This is a genomic window from Streptomyces sp. NPDC052101, from assembly GCF_040680235.1.
Lineage (GTDB): Bacteria > Actinomycetota > Actinomycetes > Streptomycetales > Streptomycetaceae > Streptomyces.
On sequence record NZ_JBFAWH010000030.1, the window covers coordinates 20,272 to 43,710 of the forward strand.

General features: G+C 69.7%; 21 protein-coding genes and 1 pseudogene. 6 read left to right on the forward strand and 16 right to left on the reverse strand.

The window, feature by feature from the left end:
- Positions 1-1,000: 1,000 nt before the first annotated feature.
- The 8 genes from AB0L75_RS35225 to AB0L75_RS35260 form a co-directional block, all read right to left on the reverse strand.
- Positions 1,001-2,116, reverse strand: a complete 1,116-nt coding sequence (locus AB0L75_RS35225; RefSeq protein ID WP_365189501.1) for a bifunctional lytic transglycosylase/C40 family peptidase — start codon at positions 2,114-2,116, stop codon at positions 1,001-1,003.
- Positions 2,113-4,887 (reverse strand): hypothetical protein, encoded by a 2,775-nt coding sequence (locus AB0L75_RS35230; RefSeq protein WP_365189504.1) that lies wholly within the window; start codon positions 4,885-4,887, stop codon positions 2,113-2,115. The genes AB0L75_RS35225 and AB0L75_RS35230 overlap by 4 nt, the downstream gene beginning before the upstream one ends.
- A complete protein-coding gene (locus AB0L75_RS35235; RefSeq protein WP_365189506.1) occupies positions 4,884-7,475 on the reverse strand; it encodes an ATP-binding protein in 2,592 nt (863 codons plus the stop codon). The genes AB0L75_RS35230 and AB0L75_RS35235 overlap by 4 nt, the downstream gene beginning before the upstream one ends.
- Before the next feature lie 8 nt (positions 7,476-7,483).
- The gene (locus AB0L75_RS35240) at positions 7,484-8,116 is read right to left on the reverse strand and encodes a hypothetical protein (protein WP_365189509.1); all 633 of its coding nucleotides are present in this window, start codon (positions 8,114-8,116) and stop codon (positions 7,484-7,486) included.
- Positions 8,113-8,418 (reverse strand): hypothetical protein, encoded by a 306-nt coding sequence (locus tag AB0L75_RS35245; protein WP_365189511.1) that lies wholly within the window; start codon positions 8,416-8,418, stop codon positions 8,113-8,115. The genes AB0L75_RS35240 and AB0L75_RS35245 overlap by 4 nt, the downstream gene beginning before the upstream one ends.
- Complete coding sequence (locus tag AB0L75_RS35250; protein ID WP_365189514.1) at positions 8,415-9,482, reverse strand: conjugal transfer protein; 1,068 nt, start codon at positions 9,480-9,482, stop codon at positions 8,415-8,417. The genes AB0L75_RS35245 and AB0L75_RS35250 overlap by 4 nt, the downstream gene beginning before the upstream one ends.
- Positions 9,479-9,823, reverse strand: a complete 345-nt coding sequence (locus tag AB0L75_RS35255; RefSeq protein ID WP_365189517.1) for a hypothetical protein — start codon at positions 9,821-9,823, stop codon at positions 9,479-9,481. Before AB0L75_RS35255 ends, AB0L75_RS35250 begins: the two co-directional genes overlap by 4 nt.
- 128 nt (positions 9,824-9,951) lie before the next feature.
- A complete protein-coding gene (locus AB0L75_RS35260) occupies positions 9,952-10,785 on the reverse strand; it encodes a hypothetical protein (protein WP_365189519.1) in 834 nt (277 codons plus the stop codon).
- A 508-nt stretch (positions 10,786-11,293) separates the two neighbouring features.
- Between AB0L75_RS35260 and AB0L75_RS35265 the strand changes: the two genes are divergently transcribed.
- A complete protein-coding gene (locus AB0L75_RS35265) occupies positions 11,294-11,722 on the forward strand; it encodes a hypothetical protein (RefSeq protein ID WP_365189522.1) in 429 nt (142 codons plus the stop codon).
- A gap of 294 nt (positions 11,723-12,016) precedes the next feature.
- Here the strand turns inward: AB0L75_RS35265 and AB0L75_RS35270 are convergent, their stop codons facing one another.
- The gene (locus tag AB0L75_RS35270; protein ID WP_365189631.1) at positions 12,017-12,448 is read right to left on the reverse strand and encodes a hypothetical protein; all 432 of its coding nucleotides are present in this window, start codon (positions 12,446-12,448) and stop codon (positions 12,017-12,019) included.
- On the opposite strand from AB0L75_RS35270, the gene AB0L75_RS35275 reads away from it, so the two are divergent.
- Positions 12,387-12,848 carry a helix-turn-helix domain-containing protein gene (locus AB0L75_RS35275; protein WP_365189524.1) on the forward strand — a complete coding sequence of 154 codons (462 nt, stop codon included), beginning with the start codon at positions 12,387-12,389 and terminating at the stop codon, positions 12,846-12,848. The genes AB0L75_RS35270 and AB0L75_RS35275 overlap by 62 nt on opposite strands.
- Here AB0L75_RS35275 and AB0L75_RS35280 read toward each other — a convergent pair.
- Positions 12,793-13,023: a hypothetical protein gene (locus AB0L75_RS35280; protein ID WP_365189625.1), complete on the reverse strand. Its 231-nt coding sequence runs from the start codon at positions 13,021-13,023 to the stop codon at positions 12,793-12,795. The genes AB0L75_RS35275 and AB0L75_RS35280 overlap by 56 nt on opposite strands.
- Before the next feature lie 56 nt (positions 13,024-13,079).
- Positions 13,080-13,772 carry an HNH endonuclease family protein gene (locus tag AB0L75_RS35285; protein ID WP_365189525.1) on the reverse strand — a complete coding sequence of 231 codons (693 nt, stop codon included), beginning with the start codon at positions 13,770-13,772 and terminating at the stop codon, positions 13,080-13,082.
- 673 nt (positions 13,773-14,445) lie between these two features.
- Between AB0L75_RS35285 and AB0L75_RS35290 the strand changes: the two genes are divergently transcribed.
- From AB0L75_RS35290 to AB0L75_RS35300, 3 genes are read left to right on the forward strand one after another with little or no spacing between them, the layout of a single operon-like run.
- Positions 14,446-14,670: a hypothetical protein gene (locus AB0L75_RS35290; RefSeq protein WP_365189526.1), complete on the forward strand. Its 225-nt coding sequence runs from the start codon at positions 14,446-14,448 to the stop codon at positions 14,668-14,670.
- On the forward strand, positions 14,667-15,569 hold the full coding sequence (locus AB0L75_RS35295; protein WP_365189529.1) for a sigma factor-like helix-turn-helix DNA-binding protein: 903 nt from the start codon (positions 14,667-14,669) through the stop codon (positions 15,567-15,569). Before AB0L75_RS35290 ends, AB0L75_RS35295 begins: the two co-directional genes overlap by 4 nt.
- The gene (locus AB0L75_RS35300) at positions 15,566-16,477 is read left to right on the forward strand and encodes a hypothetical protein (protein WP_365189531.1); all 912 of its coding nucleotides are present in this window, start codon (positions 15,566-15,568) and stop codon (positions 16,475-16,477) included. The genes AB0L75_RS35295 and AB0L75_RS35300 overlap by 4 nt, the downstream gene beginning before the upstream one ends.
- Before the next feature lie 475 nt (positions 16,478-16,952).
- Here the strand turns inward: AB0L75_RS35300 and AB0L75_RS35305 are convergent, their stop codons facing one another.
- From AB0L75_RS35305 to AB0L75_RS35325, 5 genes and pseudogenes are all read right to left on the reverse strand, one after another.
- Positions 16,953-17,648 carry a peptidase inhibitor family I36 protein gene (locus tag AB0L75_RS35305; RefSeq protein ID WP_365189532.1) on the reverse strand — a complete coding sequence of 232 codons (696 nt, stop codon included), beginning with the start codon at positions 17,646-17,648 and terminating at the stop codon, positions 16,953-16,955.
- A 732-nt stretch (positions 17,649-18,380) separates the two neighbouring features.
- Positions 18,381-18,737 (reverse strand): hypothetical protein, encoded by a 357-nt coding sequence (locus AB0L75_RS35310; protein ID WP_365189535.1) that lies wholly within the window; start codon positions 18,735-18,737, stop codon positions 18,381-18,383.
- Positions 18,738-19,104: 367 nt separating this feature from the next.
- Positions 19,105-19,671 (reverse strand): Uma2 family endonuclease, encoded by a 567-nt coding sequence (locus tag AB0L75_RS35315; protein ID WP_365189537.1) that lies wholly within the window; start codon positions 19,669-19,671, stop codon positions 19,105-19,107.
- A gap of 158 nt (positions 19,672-19,829) precedes the next feature.
- The gene (locus tag AB0L75_RS35320; protein ID WP_365189539.1) at positions 19,830-20,198 is read right to left on the reverse strand and encodes a transposase; all 369 of its coding nucleotides are present in this window, start codon (positions 20,196-20,198) and stop codon (positions 19,830-19,832) included.
- 54 nt (positions 20,199-20,252) lie between these two features.
- Positions 20,253-21,336: pseudogene (locus AB0L75_RS35325) on the reverse strand (integrase core domain-containing protein).
- A gap of 299 nt (positions 21,337-21,635) precedes the next feature.
- Here AB0L75_RS35325 and AB0L75_RS35330 point away from each other — a divergent pair.
- Positions 21,636-23,432, forward strand: coding sequence for a DEAD/DEAH box helicase family protein (locus AB0L75_RS35330; protein WP_365189542.1), 1,797 nt, complete (start codon positions 21,636-21,638; stop codon positions 23,430-23,432).
- The last annotated feature ends 7 nt before the right edge of the window (positions 23,433-23,439 follow it).

Consider the following 23,439-nt stretch of genomic DNA (forward strand, 5'->3'; position numbering starts at 1 on the left):
GGCCCGAGTGCGGGTGATCCGCAGACGTCATCGCGGCCCTGCCCGGCACGACCGTCTTCCAGGCCTCTGCGCCGGAGTCTCCCCTGCTCCACTGCGCCACGCTCCTCGGCCATCCACTGCCTGCGGACCTGGCTGCCGTCCTCCGCGAGAGCGATGGCATCGAAGGTGAACAGGACACGAAGAGTGAGCGTGGCCGACAGGCGGAGGTGGCGTCGGTTGGACCGGTCAGTCCGTACACCGGGCCCCGCCGCGCCCTGTTCTCCTCGGCCCGTGCTACATGCCAGCGGCCACGGTCCACGACTTCATCGAATTGCCCGACCGCTCACGATCTTGGCCACACCGTCCTTGGCCTCGTATCCATGACCGGCGGCCAGGTTGTGGCCGACTGCCCGTCGGCGGCGTTGGCCGCTGTTCTGGTTGAGGGCATCCGGTCTTGGAAGTGCTGGCACCGTACGGATACCCAACCCCTTGCCCCGCCTGGATACCCACTCCTTCAACTGTGGATACCCGCAGCTCAGTCCGTGGGTATCCATGCGGTGCGCAGGAGGAACTCACTCGCGGGCGTTGCCCGGGGAAGGACGGCTACTCGCCGGGGGCAGCCATTGGCCGGTGACCGGTCCCAGCCGTGTCGGCCACCGGCCACGGCCGGACAGCGCCGGCCACGACCGGCCACAGCCGTGTGCGGCCGACGGCGGCCGGATGGCCGAACCGATGGCTGGCCGAGCGCAGCGGCCACTGGCCGTTACCGCGTCGGGGCGGCCAACCGGCCAGGGACGCCTGTGCGTGGCCGGGTGCGTGACGTATCGACCGGCACTCATCGACACTCTGGCGACATCGGTCAGTGTCACTAGCTGTAATCCTGCCGCTGAACTGGTGAGAGCGGCAGTGGTCTTGAGTCCACCCGGGAGGGTGACCCGCCAGGCGATCAAGGGAACGATCGATCTCCATATGTGACGCTGGACGGACGAGTCTCCAACCCCGGGCTACCGGCGCCGGTTGGCTACAGGACGCGCCTGACGTCCCAGTCGTAGCGGGTCCAATAGCCCGTCGAAACGGCAGTGGTCTCTACATTTTTGCCTGGGCGGGGTGCGTTGACCATTTGCCCGTTGCCTAGGTAGAGGCCGACGTGGCCCCAGTTGCCGTCGTTGTTGAAGACGATCAGGTCGCCGGGTTGCATCTGGTCGCGGGAGACGCTGGTGCCGACGTTGCGCATTTCCTGGGAGGTGCGGGGCAGGGTGATGTGGGCGCCTTGGTAGAAGGCGTAGACCATCAGTCCGGAGCAGTCGAAGCCGCCGCTGGTGGGGCCGTTGGTGTCGCCGCCGCCCCATACGTACGGGATGCCTTGCTCCTTGAGCGCGGCTGCGACGACAGCGCCCGCGGTCCCCCCGACGTCGGTGTTGCCGGTGGTGACGGCGGGGGCGAGTGTGTCGTACCGGTGGATGTAGCCGATGACCTTGTCCGCGTACTCGCCGGAGTGGTTGTAGCGCAGGATTGCGGTGTGCAGTTGGGCGTCGTTGCTCAGGTCGCTGGTGCCGGTGCCGCACAGGTACACGGCGGTGGTCAGTGCGGCGTCGAAGGCGTTGTTGGGGTTCTTGATGCCGTCGTTGTTGCCGTCCTGGCCGATGCCGGCCCAGGTGGAGGGCAGGAACTGCATGGGGCCGACCGCCCGGTCGTAGACGGTGTCGCCGTCGAAGCGGCCTTGGTCGGTGTCGCGGACGGGGGTGGTGTTGCCGCCGGTGCCGCTGCCGTCGAGCCGGGGCCCGATGATGGGCGGTGTGATGTCGCCGCCTGCGGCGATCGTGTGGCCGGCGGCGTGGGTGGATTCGACCTCGCCGATTCCGGCGACCACCGACCACCGCATCCCGGTGCACTTCGGGCGCAGCGTGGTGACCTGCTGGGCGGCGCGGCCGTAGGCGGTGAGCATGACCGCGTCCACCCCGTTCACCTCGGCGGGCACTCCCTGCCCGGCCAGAGCCGTACCGTCGCCGCCCTCGCCCTGGTGCTCGGCCGCGCCGCCGGCCACGGCGGCGACGAACAGGATGCAGATGCCCAGGACGAACGCAACGGGGGCCAGCACTGTCGTGGAGGTGAGCAGTGCCTTGCGAGCGCCCGTCATGACGGCTCGTCGGGCAAGAAGGTACTAGGGCCGCTGGGTTGCGAGGGCTGATTCGCGCGGCGTTCTTCTGCCAGGCGGTGCTGCTCGGCCCGGTAACGCCGGAACGCCGCCGCATCCTCAGCGGTGTAGGTCCGCGGGGCTCCAGTGACCCGCGGGGCAGGCTGATACGGCTGCACCCCAGCAGGCGGCGGAGTGCGCCGTACCGCGGGTGTAGGAGGCGCTGGGCGGACGCTGTTTCGGGCCGGGGCGGCCGGGCGGTTGCGGATGCGGTGCAGCCGCACCTGGAGCGCCGCCTGTGCCGGGCTGGCGGCCGGCTGCGCAACGCGCGGTGGCACCGGACGACGCCGGGCCGGGGCCGGAGCGGCCACCGGGGTCGGCCTCGGCGGCCGCGTGGCCGCAGGCGCCGTGGCCCGCCGCCGTCCTGCTGCCGCCGGACCGGGTGTGGGTTGGCGGGGCGGGGTGTAGGGGCCGAGCGGGCGCCGGCCGCGCATCAGGCGGCCGAAGCTGCGCAGATTGTGCACGTACTCGCCGACGAACTGCTGGGCGGGCGGAGCGTACTGCTGGTGGATGCCGGCCAGGCGCTGCTGGAGGTTCTGGGCCGTGCCGGTGACACGTCCGGGGACGGCAGCCAGGGCCGCGCCGGTGCGGCGCGCGGCGCGCGGCCCGTACACCGGCAGTCCCACGGTGGACATCAGGCCGGCCCTGCCAAGTGCCAACCCGCCCCTGACGGCTACTCGCGTGCCGCCCGCGGCGAGGCGGGCGGTGCCGCCGATCATGCGGCCGGTGCCCCGGGCGAGGCGGGTGGCGAGCGCGGTGCTGCCGCGGGCGTAGCCGTAGGCGCCGCCGCTGGCCGCGAGCGCGCCGAGCATGACGCCGCCGGTCAGCAGCCGGCGCCCGAGGCTGCGTCGCCGGGGAGGCGGAGGGCCCGGATCGACGGGGGTGCCGCCACCGAAGACGCTGCTGCCCAGGCGGGCCCGGGCGCGCAGAGCGAGACCCTCTCCGCTGCGGACAAGCTGTCTGCGGTACCTGAACGCACTGATCGTCACAATGTCGAGCACGACGAACCGGATGGTCACGCCGCCGGGCAGGTCGCTCTCGGGCGCGTTGAGGATCGCCTTGACGACGACGATGAGGACGGCAAGCGAGGCGACGGCCAGCACCATCAGTCCGAGGTAGCGCAGGACGGTGATGGCCCGGTTCCACAGCCAGGACCGTCCGGGACCGGGCAGGACACCGATGGCCAGCGCGCACTTGGCGATCATCGCTTCCTTGGCGATGCAGATCTGCGCGTAGAGGAACATCCAGTCGACGACGATGATGAACAGGCAGACCAGCAGGGAGGCGAGCATCACGAAGAAGGCACCGCCGACCTTGTCCATGGAGGCCTTCTTCAGCGATGTCACATCGCCCTTGACGCAGGCCTTCTCGAACTTCGCGATCGGGCCGACGGCTTTGACCTTCTCCTTGACTATCTCGTTGGCGCCGAATGTGGCGCCCTGCATGATGTCGCCGATGGTGTCGCCGAGCCACGGGATGTTCTTGCGCGCGGCGTTCGGTCCCGCGTTCAGGGCGTCGTCGAGCCACTGGTCGGCCACGGCCTGCTGGATGCGGGAGTCGCGGAACTGCTGGGCGCACTTGCCGTCGAAGGTCTGCCCGTACGACAGCAGCTCGGAGGGCCTGACGACGAAGGCGTCGACGAGTTCGTCGGTGATCGGGCGGGCCAGCGCGGACGCCTTCGACCGGACCTGTGCGCCGGCGCTGGTACCGGCGGGGACGGAGTCGTCGATGCCGCCGTTGGTGGTGGTCTTGGGGGTGTGGATGGCTTCTTCGTTGTCGAGGATCAGGGCGGCGACGTCGACGGCGAGGCTGCGGGCGCTGCCGACGGCGCCGTGCTGTTCGGACAGCAGCATCTGCGGCGGCGCGGCGAGGGTGGTGATGGCGAGCGCGGAGATGACCAGGGAGGCGGCGGCCTCGCCCCAGCCGCGTGCCCGGCGTCCGAACATCAGATGCCAGGCGGCCACGGTGCCGGCGTAGGTCAGGCACAGCCCGGGCAGCCCGATCTGCACGATGACGTTGGCATACAGGGCGTTGGAGACCGTCAGTGCCGGCTTGAGGAGCAGCCCGGCCATCTTGAACGCCAGCGACCAGGCGAGCACGAAGCACGCGAAGCTCACCCCGTACTTGGTTTCCAGGAACATCCCGTCGACGAGGAAGCTCTCGATCTTGAGGTCCCAGTCCGACCAGCTGCCGGTGTCGCCGTAGACGCGGTAGGAGGAGACCGGGTTGCCGTCGCGGTCGGTGACCTCGAACGCTGACAGCACACCGCCGTTGCGCCGGTCAGCCTTGTATTGCTCGACCCGCTTGTTCCATGCATCGAGGGTCTTCTTCGCCTTTTCCTTCTTCTCCGCCTCCTCACGGGCCTTCTTCTGCGCTTGTGTCTCCTTGCTGGTGTCGTGGCCACCGCCGGCCGTACCCACCCCGGAGCTGGCAGAGGCAGCGGGGGCCGGGACGGTGGGGGAGGGAGGATGCAGCAGTCCGGGGACGGGAGTCTCCAGGCCCGGCTGGTACAGGGACGGCGAGGGCGACGGTGAGGGGGTGGGTGCGGCGCCTGCGGTGCCGGCCAGCAGCAGTGAGATGGCCGTGGTGACCAGCAGGAGCCCGATGCCGGCGGCGAACAGGCGGCCGGGCGTAAGCCAGCGGCCCGCCCGCGTACGTGCCTGTCCTGTGAGTGCCTTCGTCCGCGACCTGGAGGGCGCCGCCTTTCTGGTCATGCGGCGATCGCCGCCTCGGGGTCGGAGTGGATGACGGCCGTCACCTTCGGATCGTGGGGTATGAGGACCTGCATGCCGCCGATCCGGCCCAGCAGGTCGCGGTGCAGGCACTCACCGGCGCGCGCGGCCTGTTCTTCGTCGGAGACGTTGATCGGGGACAGGTGGGTGGTGACCTCGGTGACCAGGTCGGGATCGTTCGGGTCCAGGCCGAGGAACTCCAGGCTGCGGCGGGCCAGGACCGCGTCGGTGTGACGGAAGAGCAGACGCCTGGGGAGCAGGCCGCGCACGATCGTGCCGAGTTCTGGGTCGCTGATCCCGAAGTCGTACGGATCATGCGAGCCCAACAGCGCGCCGGCGTTGTGCTTGCGTCCGTCGCGCAGCAGCTCGATCAGCAGCTCCAGGCCCTCGGGCGAGGAGGTGAGCCACCAGCACTCGTCCCACACCGCGGTGCAGAATTCTTCCCGCCGCTCGAAGGCGATCTTCCTGCACAGGGCGGCGATCAGGTACATCACGGCGCGGCCGAAGATCTTCTCCCATTCCAGCTTGGCCAGCCGGTCGCCTTCCAGCTCGCGCTTCTTGGGCAGCGTGAGTGAGGCGACGGAGAAGACGACGGTGTCGGCAACGTCGGCCTGGACGACGGGCAGCGTCTCGTCGAACAGGGCGCGCGCCAGGTCCTTGCGCTTGACTGCCATCAGTCGGCGGGCAACCGACTTGGATGCCGGGTCCTCCGCTCCCCGTGTGGCGAGTTCCTCGGCGAGTACCCGCATCGACGGGTTCGGGCCGGCCAGGACGGTTTCGATCGCCTCGCTGAGTGCGGCGCCGTCGTCCTCCATGGGCGAGATGCCCAGCAGCAGCGTCAGGAAGCTCTCGGTGAACCGCTGCGCTTCCTTGCCCGCGAACAGCCGCAGCGGGTCCAGGGATACGGACGCGTCCCGGGTGATGTGGATGACCTGGGTGGTGCCCGGGCAGGCGGAGGCGAAGCGCACCCATTCCTGCTGCGGTGTGCGGTCCACGATCACCGCCCGGCCCCGGCTGCCCGGCACCCCCAGGCGCCGGCCGGCGGCCAGGACCCAGTACACGGCCGCCTTCATCGCGAACGACTTGCCGGCTCCCAGCTCGCCGAGGAAGGCAGCCGATGCGGACGTCTTCTTGCGGGGGCCGCGGGTGAAGTCCACGTGCACCGGGCGGATCCCGCCGCCGGCCAGCTGCAGCCCGTACAGGGGGCCGGTGTCGTCGCCAAGGGAGCTGCCGGAGAACGGTCCGGACATCGCGAAGTCGCGGGCGATGAGGAACTGGGCGTACTGGGCCATCACCCTGGGGGTGCGGGCACCGGGCAGCATCCCGTACCAGAGGTTCTCCTGCTCGCCGCGCGGACGGGCGAGGGTGTACTCGCCCCCGGCGAAGTAGTTCTGCAACTCCGCTGCCCGGCGTTCGGCCTCGTCCGGGGTGCCGCCCCAGACGGCGAACGCACCCATGGCCCTCACTTCCACCTCGCTCTTGGAGGAGGTCAGCCGGTCGCGGTACTCGGCCAGGTTCTCGGCGGCCTTGTCCACGGATGCGGGCACGCCGGCCATCTCGCCGTCGTACTCGCTGTACTGACCGGCCAGTTCGCGGGCCTGGCGGCGTGACTTGGCCTCGGCACTGGCGCCGTCCTCCACGGCCAGGCGCACCACCCAGTCCACGGGGAAGGGGAACTGGTCGAGGCTGGTGAGGAATTCACTGCCCGGGAAGGAGAAGGACTCGGGCATCTCGGCCAACGCCAGCAGCGCCTGATAGGAGGGACCGAACTTGGTGGTCACCTCCAGCCACCGGCGGGCGAACGGACTGGCCGCCCGCTGCCCCGAACGCGCCCGCCGCCCGCGGCGGCCCCGCCCCGCAGCCGGAGCGCCGCCCTCGTCATCGGCGCCGTTGAGGACGAGGCGGTGGCCTCCCTCGACGAGCACCGCCTGGCCGAGCGCTGCCGCGCCGCGTCCGCGGCCGCGGACCTGCTGCTGACCGGGCTCGGGCAGTAGCGGTTCGATCAGCCCGCGCCGCGTGGCGTGCCCGTAGATCCACAGGATCTCTGCCTCGGTGGCCGGCCGCAGCCGTAGCAGCGACGGCCACGACGCCGCCAGGTCCGCCGCCTGGGTCAGCCGCGCGAGTTCCTCGCGCACGCCGATCGCAGCGGGCAGCAGGCCCAGCTGCAGGGCGGCTTCGGACCGTGCCGCGCTGATCGCGTCGGCGACGGCCTGGCGCCGGGAGGTGGGCAGCGGAACAGCGAGCCAGTCGGTCCGCCCGGTCAGCTCCAGCTGCTCGAGCTGGTCCAGCGTGCGGTGCGCCACCTGCTCATACGCCGGTGAGGCGTCGATGTCGATCCCGGAGATCATCCGTTCCACCACGGTGGCCGGGTTGACCTGCGGGCACAGGCTCAGCAGCATCGCCTCCCCGTGCAACGACTTCACCAGCGACTCGATCAGGGCGAGCCGCTGCATCTTCGCGCGGCGCGACACGTGCGCCTGGCCCTCGCCCTCGACCCGCCAGATGGCCCAGGTCTGGCCGTGGACGGTCCACAGCACGTTCCCGCTCAGGTGCCGCACCGGAATCTGCATCGCTGAACTCAGCCCTTCTCGATCTCGTGTCCACTGCCGGCGGCCCGTGCCGCGATGAGCGCGCCCACCCCGGACAGCACCCGCGGCCTCGCCGCCCCCACCACCGCTTCCGCCCCGGCGCTCCCGGCCCCCAGCTCGCCAACGAACGCCCGAGTGCCGCCCGCTTGCACCGTGGGCCGGCCGACGACCGGGGACCGGAGGAGGGCAGCAGGTTCTTGCCAGGTGACGGTGCACACGCCGCGCACCGGGCGGGCCCGGTCCAGCGTCTTCAGCGGTCGCCCGCCGAGCCGACCAGCGGACGGCGCGGCCAGCAGCCCCAGAACGCTGCCGGCGGCCGCGAGTGGATTGCGGCCGTCTACGGTCAGCCGACGTACCGTCCAGCCCAGCGCGTAGGGCACCGCGAAGGCGAACATCACGTTCAGCACGACCCCGAAATGCGCCCACAGGGGCCTGAAGAGGATCAGGGCGACGAACGAGCCCACCATGACGATCAGTTGCGGCACGGAGTACGGGCCGCCCCACAGCACACCGCCGCCCGGCCACCGCCCGATCACCAGCGGGTGACGGCGCGCCTTGGTGTAGCAGCGGCCGACCAGGGTGTCCGCACCGTCTGCCGACGTTGTCGTCTCAGGCGTGCTCACCGGTCTTCACCACTGGTGGCGACGGGGGCGGTGACCTGGGCGGCCGCCTTGGTGCCGTTGTGGTTCCAGGTCTCGCCGGTCTGGTCGCGCAGGATGGTCATGTCGGCGACGCCCCACCAGATGAATCCTGCGGCAACCAGTGCGACGAACGTCTTGACCGGGGACTTGGTCTCTCGCCAGGTCAGAAGCACGAACGAGATGCCGAGGATGGGCGTGACGGTATTGATCAGGATGTCTTTGACGTCGGCGCCGATCAGCTTGACGTTGGTCAGGGTGTCGACGGCCATGACGATGTTGCTCACTGTTGGTTCTCCTTCGTGGTGTTCAGGCGGGGGGCCGCGTCCACGGCGGCGATCTCCCAGCGCCCTGCGCGCGCCTTGAGCGCGAGGGCATACGTCAGGGGCCTGACCTGGCGGTCGGCTCCGGTCGCGGCGACGTCGACGAGCAGCTCGCGCCGCGCGCCTTCGGCGGCTGGGGCGTTCGCGGTGAAGTCGCCGCCCTGCTCGGCGAGTTGCGTGACCGCGGCCTTCGTGTACGGGGCCGGCGAGACCGAGGTCAGCTCGGTGCCGGGGGACAGGTAGCGGTCCAGCTCCCCGCCGCCGGTCAGGTACGCGGCCAGGAACTCGCTGATCGTCGCGACCGCCGGGTCATGCGTGTCCGCCGGAACAGGCGTGCCGTAATCGAGCTGCGGCATCGCACCACTCGTGGCCGGGGCGGCGACCTCGGCCGGCAGTGCGGAAGCCTCATACCCACCACCGGTCCCGGCGGTCTGGACGGGTACCTGGAAGTAGCGAAGCACAGGACCGGCACTCGCCTCGTCCTGGCCCCCGCCTTGCGCGGTCTGGTCCGAGGTGGCGGAAGCCTTCGACGAGGAGGTGACCAGGGCGGCCACGGTCACCGACCAGTAGCCCGGCGACGCCTGCATCACCCGCACCGCCGCCAGACGCTCAGCGTGCTGCACGCCGGGCTCCGCCTGCAGCGAGATGTCGCGCATCAGCGGGTAGTACGGCGCAAGGGAGGCCTCAGTGCCCTTGCCGGCCTCCACATACGCGGCCACATACAGCTGCGCGAACCCGGCCGGCCCCGCCGTATCCCGCACCACCACCGAGGCCTTCGGCGCCGGCGCCGGTGCCCCCACGGAGGCGACGGGGCGCAGGAACGCGGCCACCGCCAACAGCGGACCGGCGATCAGCAGCAGCCACGCCCCCCACCGCAGCACCGCACTCACGTTGGCCACCGCCCCCGGGGACACGGTCACCCACCCGGCCTGCTCCCCACCCAACCCCTCCTCGGCGATGTACTCCTCGGGGACCTGGTCCCCGAACTCCTGGTCCGCCTCACCCGGCGACCTGCGCCACGCCTTCATCCGGCAGCCCCCTCACCACCGGCGACCCAGCCGCCCGCAGTGCCCGCACGGCGCGGACCCTCGACCCGCCGACCGTCGCGGCACAGCCGGTCCATCCACCCCCGCAGCACGTCCTCCGGCAGCGCGACCAGCTCCTGGGCCAGCGCGAGCGCCTCGTCGGCGTCCTCGGCGACAAACGCCCGCATCTGCTCGTGCGTGGAGGCCGAGAACGGCTCCCGCACCAGCGCAACGGCCACCCTCGTGGCCCGCCGGCGGATCGCCGCCAGCTGCCGCAGCCGCTCCTCCTGCGCCCCGGACGGCACACCGCCGTCCGTACCTTGTGTCTGACGGTCCATCTCCACCGGCTTCGCCGCTCCTCTCCCAGCGCCGATCACGCTCACGGGCACCACGCCCGTACGCGCAAGGAAGGGGAGCCGCCGCCCGCCCGATGTGACAGGACAGCCCGAACTTTCCGAAAACTCGGCCCGGTTCACGCCGCCACCGCCCAGCGGGGGGCCGCGTCACGCAACTGGCGCACGGCCCTGCTGCGCCGCTGCCGCACGGCCGCCGGGCTCATCCCTGCTGCCCGCGCCGCCGTACGGTCGTCCGGCCCGTCCTCGCGGTAGTGGTCCGCGATCGCCGCCGCCGCATCGTGCGAGAGCACCTTCTGATCCAGCGCCCACACCAGCAGCTCGACCAGCTCCCCGCGCGCCCCGTCGACACCTCCGACCAGACCGGCCTCGGCCGCCGCGGCCTCCAGCAGACCTGCATGCGCCTCCGCGACCGGGTCGCAGTCAGCCATCAGCCCCGCCGCCACCCGCTCGTCCAGCAGCGCGCCCGAGGAGGCGAACTCCCGCTTGAGGTCCCGTGACGTGTGGTGCCACATCTCCAGCCGCAGATGCCGTGCCACCTGCCACGCCGCCCGCTGGGCTGGATACGAGCGCACCGCCTGCCACAGCGCAGCGGCCACGACCTGGTAGATCTCGCTGAACTCCTCGCCCGTCCGCACCGAACGGGCTGCCATCCGCACCGCAGCCGGCAGCATGGCCTGCACCACCACCCGCGCGGCCAGTTCCTCACCCTGTCCGGCACGCTGGAGCAGCAGGCCCAGCCACACGTCCGAGAACGGGTGGCCCTCCCGCCGCGACCGCTCCTCCAGCACGTCAAGCAGCGCGCCGAGATCCTCCGGTGCCTCGGCGGCCTTCAGAACAGCGGCGTCCACCAGCCAGCCGCGGACGCGCTGCGCGTTGCCGCTCTGGGCGCACACCCATTCCCACTCGATGTTCAGGCGGCTGAACACACTCACGTCCCACGCGGCGTCCACGGCAGGGCTCCTCTCGGATCAACTGCCGTGCACCATCGCCACCACTCCTTGCCCAACCGCTTGCCCTAGAGCGGGAGATGTCGCAGGTCACACGGGGGTATCCGCAAAATCACCGGAGTCGCCGGCATGGGGGTATCCACACCCGCCCCGGGCATCCGCAAGGAGCACGAAGGCAGGGAGCCACCTGCATCGGGGCATCTTCCCTGCGCGGCGCGAGAGACTGGCCTGCGGCGTACCCATACGCAGAGTCCGACGCGGGCCGCGGGGACGAAGCATCAGCAGAAGGCGCCATCCCGGTCACCGACCACCACGCCCAGGCCCACGCCGGCTCGTCGATGCCGACCTCCACGACCGCGACGTCCGAGTACCCGAGCCCGCTCGGGCGCAGCCCGTCCCGAACGGCCAGTCAGATCCTCGTGACGGTAGCCAGGCCTTCATCCAGAAGGACGGCACGCATCATCGGACGGATAGGGTCGCCTCAAGTCTCATCACAGAGAGGGGATTTGCCTTGGCCGGTGAAGTATGGGTGGCCACCCACAACACGGACGCCTGGCAGACAGCCGGAACCCGCCGGAGCAGTGCCACCATTTCCCTGATCAGGGCCGAGGACATCCGCACGCGCTACCTCCAAACGCGTGACGACCTCGGCAGCGCAGTCATCGCCCTGGTCACCAGTCCGGGAATGGACGGCCTCGGCGCCTCGGCGGTGCTGGTCAATCACCCCGAGCACAGCGGAGAAGAGACCGTGCCAGAGCTGCCGCCGTTCTTCCACCTCGACTTGACCCTCGCCCTCAGCCAGGCCCGCCAGGTGGGCGACGAGGCGCCGCTGTACGTACGCGCCGAATACGAGAACGGCGAATGGCACTGGCGCGTCCACACCTACGAGCAACTGCTCGAGCGCATCGAGCTGGCGAACCTGGCAGCCGACTCCCTGTGACCGCGCCGTCAGCCCGGGCCTCGTGCCGGCTCTCATCAGGGGCCCGGGCGAGTACCGCCGGCAGACCGGAGGAGGTACCAGCGTGGGTACCGGCGTGGGTACCGGCATAGGTACCAGCATGAGTACCGGCGTAGGTACCAGCGCCGATGGTGTGGTGATCGCTGTTTCCGCAGGTCAGATGCCATGGGTAGCCCGGGGACCGACGCTGACACCTCTTCCCTGTAGGGGATGAGGGCCTCTTCTCTCTGGGGAGTGCGATGTTCTCGCCGGTGCCGTGCCGAAGGCTCGGAGCGGTCAGGCGCCCTTGCTCGAGGTCTTCTTCGCGGTGGTCTTCTTCGTCCGGGTGGGCGCGGCCGCGGTCCCCTTACGGACCATGTCCTTCCCGGACAAGACCCCGCGCGCCATGTTCGACACGCTGTTCGGGCTCATCGGGTAGCCGTGGTCGGTGAGGTACTTCGACTGCTCGGTGTACGAAGCCACCCCGGACTCCTTGAGGGTGTTCGCGTCGTACCGGCGCAGCTCGGCCAGGTACGCCTGCAGCTCCGGCACGGACTTGAGCAGCTTGGTCAGGAACAGCTCACGGTCGAGGGTGCCGGGCTCGAAGCTGTCGATGCGGTCGGCGAGCGCCTGGAACGGCTCACCGCTGCCGCCGTCGAGGGCGGTGATGGTGGCGGGGTGGGCGGGCAGGGTGCGCGCCACCTCGAGATCGGCGTATAGAGCGGTCATCGGGGTGCCTCCTCGAGGCGGGCGGGCCCGGCCGCCGGAACTGAGCAGTCAGGAAGCCTGCCGCGTGGTCGGTATCAACTACCGGACCGGGAAGCGGTGGCGGAACGGGCGGGCGCCCTCGAAGAAGACGCCCGCTCGCGACGCCTGGACTGTCCGCGGCGAGCGCGTTGTCTCGGGAGCCCGGTACCTGACGCAGGACGAACGGCTGTACATCGCCGACCGGGTCCGGGAGAAGGTGTCGCTGCGGACGATCGCGGCCGAGCTGGAGCGGAGCCCCTCCGCTGCGACAGCTGCACGCTGCGGCTGCTCTCCCGGTCTGGCAGTGGAGGGGGATTGCTCCCGACCTACGTCCGGCCTGGGCCGGGAGCGCAGGCTGCGCCGCCCGCGAGGATGGCCTTGATGACGGCCTGGTGGACTGCGGCAAGGCCGTCTCCGGGGACCGGTACGGGGCTGCCTTCCAGTTCGTACCACTCGTCGGCATCCGTGTACTGGACGCTGATGGCGGCGGTGCCGTTGCCGGTGTCGGTGGTCGTGACCGTGAGGTCGCCGGTGATGACCCCGACCTCAATGGTCATGGCCCCGCCGGGGCCGGCGGTGACCTGGCTGGTCAGCGTCGGCTGCTGGGGAGTGTTCACTGTGCGCAGGTGTCCAGCATCTCGTTCAGCTTGCCCTTCTCGGGTTCGGTGACGTTGAGGTGGTAGACGTGTTTGACGTCCACCCATGCCCGGGCGTAGGTGCACCAGTAGCCGTGCCTGGAGGGTGCCCACTGATCGGGGGACTGGTCGCCCTTTTGGCGGTTGCTGCGGGCGGAGACCGCGATCAGTTGCGAATGGACGAGGTCGTTGGCGAACTCCTTGCGCTTGGGTGTGGTCCATGTGTCGGCGCCGGAGCGCCAGGCGTTGGCCAGGGGCACGACGTGGTCGATGTCGAGCCGACCGGACTCGGTGAGCGTCTCGCCGTCGTACTCGCTGTACCACGTGCCGGAGATGGCCCGGCACATCTCGTCCTCTTTGACGTCCTGGCCGTCGCGGGCGAGGACGACCTCGCGGGTGTCGCATTCCCCGTACTGCTTGATCCAGTGCGGGAACTTGGCCCGGCTGTAGCCGTTCATCGAATGCGGTGACTCCACATGCAGCCCGGACAGCTCCGTACGAGCTACGCCGACGGGCGGCGGCTCCGGCAGCGTCGCCGCGCGGGTCGACGTGGCCGCGGAAGGCAGTTGAGGAGTGACAGATGCGGCTGCTCCGGTCGCTGCCGGAACGAGCATTGCGGCAGCCGCAGCGGCCGTAGTCACGGCAGAGCGCCACCAGGAATTCTTGACCATGTAGGGGCAATGACCAGCAGAAACGGTCCCCCATGCGCGATGTCACCCGAACGAGAACGCCACAGCCTTCCCCGCCATTAGGTCCGGTTGTATCGGCGAGTACGGCAGCGTGCCCGGCGCCCGGCTCACTCTCACCGACGAAGAGACCAACGAGGTGCTGGCCGCATGGCCCGACCAGCGGTAGCGCCACCGCCGGATCAAGCGGTCAGGGCCGTCGCCAGCGGGAACCGGGGCGTTGTCAGTGGCCTGCGCTACGGTCGTCGCGTCCGTTCGGACGCTCCGTTCCCGCCTGGCCTCCAACTCAGGCCAGGCGGGAACGGTCTGGCGCGCGCCCCTTTGGTTATCGGCACGGGGGGCGCCTCTTCCGGATGGAAGGGAGACACCGAAGTGTCCTGTCTCCATATGACGGGGTCGCGGTGGGGATTGCAAGGAGAACTGGGAACTTCACCCAACCTGCCTCCTGTACCGGCTTCTACGTGGGCTGGAGTGGTCACAGGGCGGTCCTGACCCGACACCTCGTGAAACCTAATGTTCCGTGATTCCTTGATCACGTGGCGTAGCGCGTTCTCGTCGGTCCATGCTGAGGCTCCTCAACAGCGGTTCGGCACCCGCTTGTTGAGAGGTCCCTTTGACGTGGCTTCCGGATGGCTGCGGCATGACATCAAGGAGTGTGATGGACACCAGGACGATAGTGATCGCGCTCGTGCTGATCACGATGGTGGTGTTCGGCTGGAGCACGGCGATGGTGATGACAGGCCACGAGGCCCTGATCGCCACGCTGGCCCCTGTACTCGGACTGACGGTGCAGCAGGTCGTACGTGCGACCCGCTCGCGCAACGCGACGAGGCCGGGGAACCGCATGCCGGCGGCGCCCGACAAGGAGGACGGCGCCTCGTGACAACGCCCTTTGAGTCACCGGCGCCGGCCCCCGGGCCGACACCGGTACGCCCCGGACGCAAGCTCGGTCCGATCGCGGACAACGTGGTCAGTACCCACCGGGCCTGGCTGGGCCCGACCCGATGCAGCTACATCACCAGCGGCCGCACCCTCAGCGATCTCAGCGATCACGTCCTGCTGGCCAAGTCCAAGCTCTCCGAGCTGCTGCGCGGCGTAGGCAACTACCCGCGGTGGGAGGTCATCCACCGCCTGTCCCTCGCCCTGGACATCCCCAACTGGCCCCTGTACCGGCTGTGGCGGCAGGCGGCCCTCGACATCGGCAAAACCCGGGAATGGATCGAACGGTCCAGCGAGGGCACCTCGGCTACCACCCGCAGCGGACCACCCCTGGAACACGATGCTCTGCGGCACATGATGGAAGTCGACTACCACTGCTACGCCCAGGTGTTCCTCCGCGATGAGCCGTGCAAAGCCGCGGTCGAAGACACCTTCGCCACCCTCTGGCTGTCCTGGGACGACGCCCTGGCCAGCCCCGACATCCGCCGCTACGCCTGGAACATCCTGCGGGCCACCGTCATGGCCAAGGCCACCTACCGCGACAACCTCCCCGAGATGGAGAACGCGGTCTTCGACACCGTCGCCCTGCGCGGCCACCGCTCCTCGGCCGGCCGCATGGCACAGGTGACGGAAAGCCTCGAGCTGTTCAAAGCGATCAGCAGACTCCCCGATGCTCAACTCGACGTCATGGTGCTCCGCTACCTCTGCGGCGCAACCGCCGAGAAGGCCTCCTATCTCCTCGGCGTGCCACTGGCCGCCGTACGGTCCGACGAGCGTCACGCCTACCGCTTCCTGCAGAGCGCCCTCACCCTGCCGCCCGAGACCGAAGGACCCGCCACATGACACCACTTCAAGAAATCCTGTCCAGGGCACTACTGGTCCGCGACCGCGCCGTACCACGCGACGTCGTCCCGCCCAGCCACCCCGACCGCTGCCCACACGCCGCCGTCCGGCCGGTCAAAGCGGGCGAGGCAGCGAACACGACCGCGGCGAAGGACCTGCGGGCACTGTGCGAGGCCCTGGTCACCAACACCCCCGCCACGGCGGTCGGCGCGTTCGTCACCGACCAGGTACCCGAACCCACGAGCGCGATGATCCTGGCCTGCGTCCTGCAGCTGACCGACACCGACGACGGCGCCCGCTTCTGGTGGCAGTACGCCGCCGGCGCCGGCCAGGCCGCCGCCGCATACTGCCTCTACCTCCACCACCTCTCATTGGGAGAGGACGACACCGCCCAGTGGTGGCACCGCCAGACCGACGACGTCCAACCCACGCCCCCCACCGACAGCCGTTCCCACCGCGGCCGCGTCGACACAGCACCCACCAGCACACTCCTGCGCATTTTGCGGCGCATGGCCGGGCAGGCCGCCCGCCGGCCTCGCTCCGCCGCGGTCACCGAACTCATGAAATTCGTGCCCACCGCCGTCGCCGTCGGCTACCTCCGCGAACCCGACATGGAGCTGCCCATGCCCGGCCCCGACTTCGCACGCAAGATCCGCTCACTGCTGACCACCGCCGCCAGTCTGCCCAGCAACCCCGTTGACCGACCCACCCGGCTCGAAACGCGCCCGCGCAAGAGCCTCCCGGGGCGCAACCCACGGGACCGGCTCTCTTCGGCGGTCGGTCCTGTCCCGGAGGGTAGCGCACACCCAGGCCGCCTCTACGTCCTCCAGGATGGCAACGCCCGCCCCATGCAGGTCCTCACCCTGACCGACACCGAAGTCGTCCTGCGGGCTGCCGACGCATCTTGACCGGTCCCCAGACATAACACGGCCCTGGGGAACCAGTCATGACCTCCCCGGGGCCTGGGTCGGGGCGCACTGTCCAACGACGCCGCGACCTCGGTCACGCGGGCGCTGGCTGCGGCTCCTCCAGCAACCCGGCAACCTTGCGCGCCAACTCGGCTACGGGCGGCGGCAGGTAGTGATCCAGTGAGTCGATTTCCCCAGTCAGCCGCGCACGCAGCCCATGCAGACACGCCGGCGATGCGGCGGATCGCGCCGGTCCGTGCGGACGGGTCCTTGCGGGCCTCTACCGCCAGCCGGGTCGCACGCTCTCGCAGTTCGTCGGGGTACTTACGGGGAGCCACCGTGATCGGCATCCTTCCGGGTCTTGATGATCTCCATCAAACCCGGGGCGGATCAGTCTCGACTCCAAACGAGATACGCCCTTGTGTCGACTGGGATTGGCCAGTGTCTGACGGGCCGACCTCAGTCGGCCCCGTCGTCAGTTGTCGTCGGCGACGCAGATCGCGTAGGCGGTGATACTGGGCCGGGGGTAGCCCGGATTGGTGTAGACCTCAACGGTCCATCCCTTGCCGTCGGAGGACGGATAGTTGCCGGTGACCCAGGCGTGCGTGGCGTTGTGGATGTCGGGGATCCAGAAGCCGCCGCCGGTGACGATGAGGCCTTCGGGGGCCTTGGCTTCGACTTTGTCCATGCCACTGGCCTGCACGAACTGGTATCGCAAGCCGGAGCCGTTGTGGCCGCCCAGAGCCGTGTAGGCGGTGTCACGGATGCCCGCCGCCGTTTTGGTGACGGTGCCGACGGCTCCGGAGATGAGATTGCCGCTCTTGCCCGCGGTGACCGCGTTCAGGCGAGCGGAGGAGACCGCGTTGTCGAACTCCTTGGGCAGCTGATCGATGCGCTGGCCCGGCGCCACGGTCATCGACTTCCCGCCGAAGTCGCCATTGATGAACAGCTCCAGGTTCATCTTGGTCTTGTTTACCACCGAGGTGGTCAGACCGGCGTGTGAGTGGTAGCCGTTGAGCGAGCTGACGGATTCGTTGGCGATCACCGTTTGCCCCTTCGTGGGGCTGGTCTTGCCAGGGCTTGGGGTGTTGTAGTTGGCGTGCTCGTAGAGGGCGTAGTGGCCCTCCGGGCATGCCTCCTGGCCAGCAGTCTGGATGCACTGCACGGGCATGACGTGCTCCTCGGTGTTGGTCGGGAGACGGCAACGTAGCCTGCCGCCGTCGGTCCTCATTCCGACTCTCGCCCACCAGTTCCCACATCGCCCGCACCGCGCACCCAATCGGGGACCGCCACTGGTCTGCCCCAATGCCGGCGCTCGTCTGACTCGCCTCGTTCGGGCTCAGGGTCTGCCCGTACATCTGCAGGTAGGTGCGGTTGAGCGTGGGATTTCGGTTTGTCTGCGGGGGTGGGCGGGGGTGTCCCCGCCCGCCCCCGCCTCGGTTACACCGTGTTCGGGGTCTGCGCGGCCCATTGCAGCCCGAGGCCGGCCGGCCGCTCCCAGAACTGGCCGCCGAGGAGATGGCGGTCGGGCTGTTGGGTCCGTCCAGTTCCGAGGATCGACTTTCGTGGACTGGGTGACCATGTCCCGGATCGGGCATCGTTACGTGATGACGGGCACGGGGTGGGGTGTCTTCTTGGTGGCCTGTGTGTTCCTCGGGTTACCTGCGGCGTATCTGCTGGGCGCGTGGACCTGGTACGGCGGGACCTGGCGGACCTTTCCTTTACGGATTGCAGCTGCCTCCGTGGTCTTGGCGGCACTCGGCCTCGGGCTGTGGGTGGCAGCGGAGGCCGTGCCTGCCAGTCACTGTGAAGGGCAGTCATATGAGGCTCACCCTGAGTGCAACATCTCCACCCCGTGATGCTTCTCCTCGTGGCGCTTTCTTGGGCCTTCGCCAACTTGAAGTCACAGGTCAAAGGGCTGGCGTGACCGGTGTACGGGGTGCTCGTGCTGGTCGGTGGGCGACTGTCTGCGGAGTAGATCGTCCGTCAGTGCGGTCGGTTCGCCTTCGTCCTCGGTGGTGCCGGGGGTGAGTTGGCGGCGCAGTGCGGTGGTGGCGGCCGGTACCGCCGCGAGGGTTCGTGCGGTCTCGGGGCCGATCGGCGCGAGGGCCTCGGCGAGCATGTCGATGGCGTCGGCCGAGTCCTCGACCGCGCCCGTGCTCCAGGTCGTCGGCGTCACCCTGTCGACCAGTTCGCACACCGCGTCAGCCACGGCCGCCGCGTGCTGTTCGACTCCGGGCTCGGCCTTGCCCAGTTCCATATCCCGCCCAACGACCGTGAAGCCCAGGCCGCCCCTGCCGTACGACGGTGAAGAGCCCTTCCGCCGCCGTCCGTACCATGGGTAGGTGACATCCCGCCGCGCTCTTGGCACCGGTCCTCAGGCCACGCAGATCCGCGCTGCGCAGGCTGACTTGCTCGGTCTGCCCGGTGTCCGTCTGCCGGACCTGGGGGAGTTGCGGGCTCGTGGGGTGCTCGGTACCCGCCCGGCGCCGGCCCCGGCACCGCGGCGGTGCGAGTGCCGAAAACCCCATCCACGGCCTGTGACGTGCAGGTTTTCGCAAACAGCCCTTGAGGTTTGTCCTGTCTGCCGGTGTATGCCGCCTCGACCGTGCACCACGCAGTGCGGGTCAGAGGGCGCTGAGGTCGATCTCTACCGTGAAAGGCGCCACGGTCTTGACCGTGCCTGTGAACACCTCACCATCGCGATAGACCTTGCCGGCCGGGTCAAGCAGGTAGGTGTACACCAGCGGAATGCCGGTGGGAGCCTGCTCGACCCTCCAGTAGAAGGGGATCCCGGCCTTGGCGTACTGGTCCACCTTCACGACCCGGTCAGTGGTCTCGGAGCCTGGCGAGACCACCTCGACGACGAGCAACACGTGCTCCGGCCGGGTCGGTGTGATGTCGATCGTGTCCGCGCGGTACACGGCGACGTCCGGGCGACGGTTGGTAAGCGGTACGTCCTGCAGACGGACGTCGAAGTCCGTGTCGGCGTTCCAGTCCGGCCCCGCAGCGGCGTCCAGGGCATTCGCGATCAACCGAGCGAGGCGATTGTGGCGCTTCGACGCGCTGGGGCTCACGACGACCATCCCGTCCACGATCTCGATGCCCGCGCATTGCTCCTCGGACCAGGAGTCATACTGCTCCGCGGTGATCTGCGTGTGCATCCACGCGGGTGCGACCATCTCGGCGGTCACCGCATACCTCCCTGATCATGCTTGGCGGGCCTGAGGCGAGTCAGCTCAGGCTACTCCCCGTGAGGTCGACCCGGAGCGCTGTCCTTGCCGAATTCGTAGCTGGATAGGTGCCTCGGCCCGGATGCATGCGTGATCGCGCCGGTTGGTGGGACCGGTGATCAGGCGAGGGCGGGCATCCAGGGGCTGCCGCGCATGGCCTGGACGAGGACTTCGAGCATGCGCTGCTCGTGCCGGGTGGCGGTGGCCAGGTAGGTGCGGATCGCGGCGAAGTCCTGCGCCCCGCGCAGAGTACGCAGGCAGCCGGAGACCTTGATCCGTAGTTTGGCCATTCTGATCGTCTGCTCGGCGGCGTTGTTGTCGAACGGCAGGCTCAGGTCGTGGACCCAGCGCAGGTAGTCGTCCCGGCGTTTCGTCAGCCGTTTGAACAGGGGGTGGTGCTTGGCCTCGGTCTTCGAGCTACGGGTGGCGGTCGCCTTCAGGCCGTCGGCCACCGCCTGGGCCAACGCTCCCAGCTCACCGTTCTTCACTTTGGTGGCGACCTGGTCGCGGCCTGCCCTTGCCGAATTCCTCGTCCGCGCAGGTCACGCGGCATGTTCGTACTCGTGGAGGATGCCTCCAAGGCGATCTCGTCTGCGTACCTCGAGGCGTGCCATCTCGTCCGGATCCGTGATCGGCGCGGGCAAGGCGTGCAGCGGGCGGGCGTTCGCGATGCCCTGATGCGGCCGGTGGCCGTTGTAGAAGTCTTCGAACTCCCGCAGGGCATGGAGCAGGTGACGCTGGTTCCAGATCAAGGTCCGGTCCAGCAGCTCGCGCCGGCAGGTCTGCACCCACCGCTCCATGACCGAGTTCATTCTCGGCATCCGAGCACCGCTGAGCACCACCTCGATCCCCGCGTCGAATAGGGCGGGGAACTTCCCGTCCCGGTCCCGGATCAAGAACCGCGCCCGGCAGCCTGCGTCCTCGAGGTCCATGACCAGGTTCTTCGCGGCCTGCACCACTCAGGCGGCCCTCAGGGTGCGCGGTCGCGCCCAGCACCCGGATCCGGCGGCTGCTGTGCTCGATCACCGCGAACACGTACAGCCGCGCCCCGGACAGGGTGACGGCCTCGAAGAAGTCGCAGGCCAGCAGGGCCCCGGCCTGCGAGCGCAGGAAGTCCGCCGAGGTACTCGAGCTCCGTTCAGGCGCCGGGCCGATCCCGGCCTCCCGTAAGATCTCCCAGACGGTGGAGGCGGCCACCTTCACCCCGAGGACCAGCAGCTCACCGTGGATGCGCCTATACCCCCAGCCGGGATTTTCCCTTGCCAGGCGCAGGACGAGGGCACGGACGGAGCGCACGGTCCGTGGCCGGCCCGGGCGCTTCGGCCGGGACCGGTCTGCGCGCCGACGCGCCACCAGATCACGGTGCCAGCGCAGCACCGTGTCCGGCCGCACCAGCAGCCGCAGCCCGCGCAGCACATCTCGCGGCATCCGGTGCAGCAGCGCGGTGAGGAACGCCCGGTCACTCCGCGTGAACCGCACCCGCTCCCCGCCCAGTTGGCGCTCCAGTACTGTGATCTGGTGGCGCAGCGCCAGGATCTCGACAGCCTTGTCCCGGTCACTCACCGACAGCAAGCGCAGCATCGCAAACGCGTTCGTCACACCGAAGTAGGCCAATCGCAGCACCATGGCGGATCATCATGCCCCGGTGATCGCCAACCACACGAGGGCCCCGGTGCCACAGCCACAGCCAGGATGCCCCAGACCTCGCACACGGCTCCCACCAGGATGGATGAATTTTCGGCAAGGGCAGTACGCAGACGAGACCGCCTGGGCGGCATCCTCCACGAGTACGAACACGCCGCGTGACCTGCACGGACGAGGATTCCGGCAACGGCAAGGCCACACCGGCTCGGTTTGGCCCGCGGCACTGGGTGGATCTCGTCGAAAACGGCCCCACCACGGACACGAATCCGGATCATGGAGGCGTGGAGGACTGGCACGACTGCAACGACCCGGCCGAACTGCGCATCCGGCTTGATGTGGCGCTCGAGGAGAACGCTGAACTGCGAGCGAAGATCGCCGAGTTCCAAGCTGAGAATGAGCGGCTGCGTACCCAGCTGGGCATGCCCACCGTCAAGGTCACCCAGGTGCTGCCCCAGCTCCCTGAGCCCCTGGCGCCGACCATCGTGGGAGACGAAAGCGGGCTGCCGTACGCGGACGCGACCTCCGGGACGGAGACGAAGATCGCGCTGTTCCAGGCGTTGTTCGCCAGCCGCGAGGACGTCTACGCCACCCGTTGGGTGAGCGCGAAGACGGGCCGGACGGGCTGGAGCCCCGCCGAGGACAACCCCTTCGCCAAGAACAAGAACGACGCCGAGCGGGTGTTCTGGCCGCTGACCAACAGGGCCGTCTACAACCACCTCTCCCGCCCCGAGCCCGGCTCCCGGGAGACCCACCTGGGGCTATACCCGCTACTCGCCGACGACACCTGCCGGCTCCTGGCGGTCGACTTCGACGGCAAGGACGGCAGCGACTGGCGCGGCGATGCCGCTGCCTACGCCTCCGCCTGCCACGACGCTGGCGTGCCCGCCCTGGTGGAGATCTCCCGCTCCGGGGCCGGAGCGCACGTGTGGACCTTCTTCACCGCCCCCGTCGCCGCGGCCACAGCCCGGTCCTTGGGCATGGCGCTGCTGCGGCGGGCGATCGACGCCCGCGGGCAGATGACGCTGTCCAGCTACGACCGCCTCTTCCCCGCCCAGGACCTGCTGCCGACGAATGCGAAGGGCAACGCCCGCTTCGGCAACCTGATCGCGCTCCCGCTCCAGGGCGTCTCCCGGCTGAAGGGCACCACGGTCTTCGTGGACCCGCAGACCTGGGAGCCGTACCCGGACCAGTTCGCACACCTGTCCCGGATCGAGCGGCTCTCCGCAACCGAGGTCGAGGCACTGGTGGACAAGCTCGGCGAGGTCAAGGCGGGCCCGTCGGCGACCGCGCCGGCCCTGCCGCCCAAGCCCCGCCGGCGCGCCCTGGGCAAGGCGCCTGCCCTCGTCGAGGCACGGCTGTCGGCGATGCTCGCCATCTCGACCAAGGGCCTGCCTGCGGCCTTGCTCGCGGCGCTCAAGCACGCGGCGTCGTTCCACAACCCGGAGTTCTACCGCCGCCAGAGCCAGCGGTACTCCACCTGGGACACCCCGCGCTTCGTCTGCTCATTCGACGCCACCGACCCGGACTGGCTGAAGCTACCGCGCGGCCTGGCGGATGAGGCCACCCAGCTCATCGCCGCCGCCGGCGGCACACTCACGATCACCAGCGACCTCCCAGACCTCCCGCCGATCGGGGCCCGCTTCACCGGCGAGCTGACCGACGTCCAGCGCCAGGCCGTCGACGCGGTCCAGGACCACGCCAGCGGCGTGCTCGTGGCGCCGCCAGGCTCGGGGAAGACGGTGATGGCCTGCGCGCTGATCGCCCACCACCAGAGCCCGACCGCGATCATCGTCAACCGCTCCGAGCTGCTGTCGCAGTGGCAGGACCGGCTCGCCACGTTCCTCGACCTCGGCGAGGGCCACGTCGGCTCGCTGGGCGCGGGCAAGGACCGCCGCGGCCACGTGGTCGACCTGATCATGCTGCAGACTCTCAGCCATCGCGACGCCCCCGACGGACTGCTGGACGGCTACGGACTCGTCGTGGTCGACGAATGCCACGCCGTGGGCGCGCAGGGCGCGGAGGCGGCGATCCGCAAGGCCCGCGCCGCGCGGTGGATCGGTCTGTCGGCCACCCCCTAACGGGCCG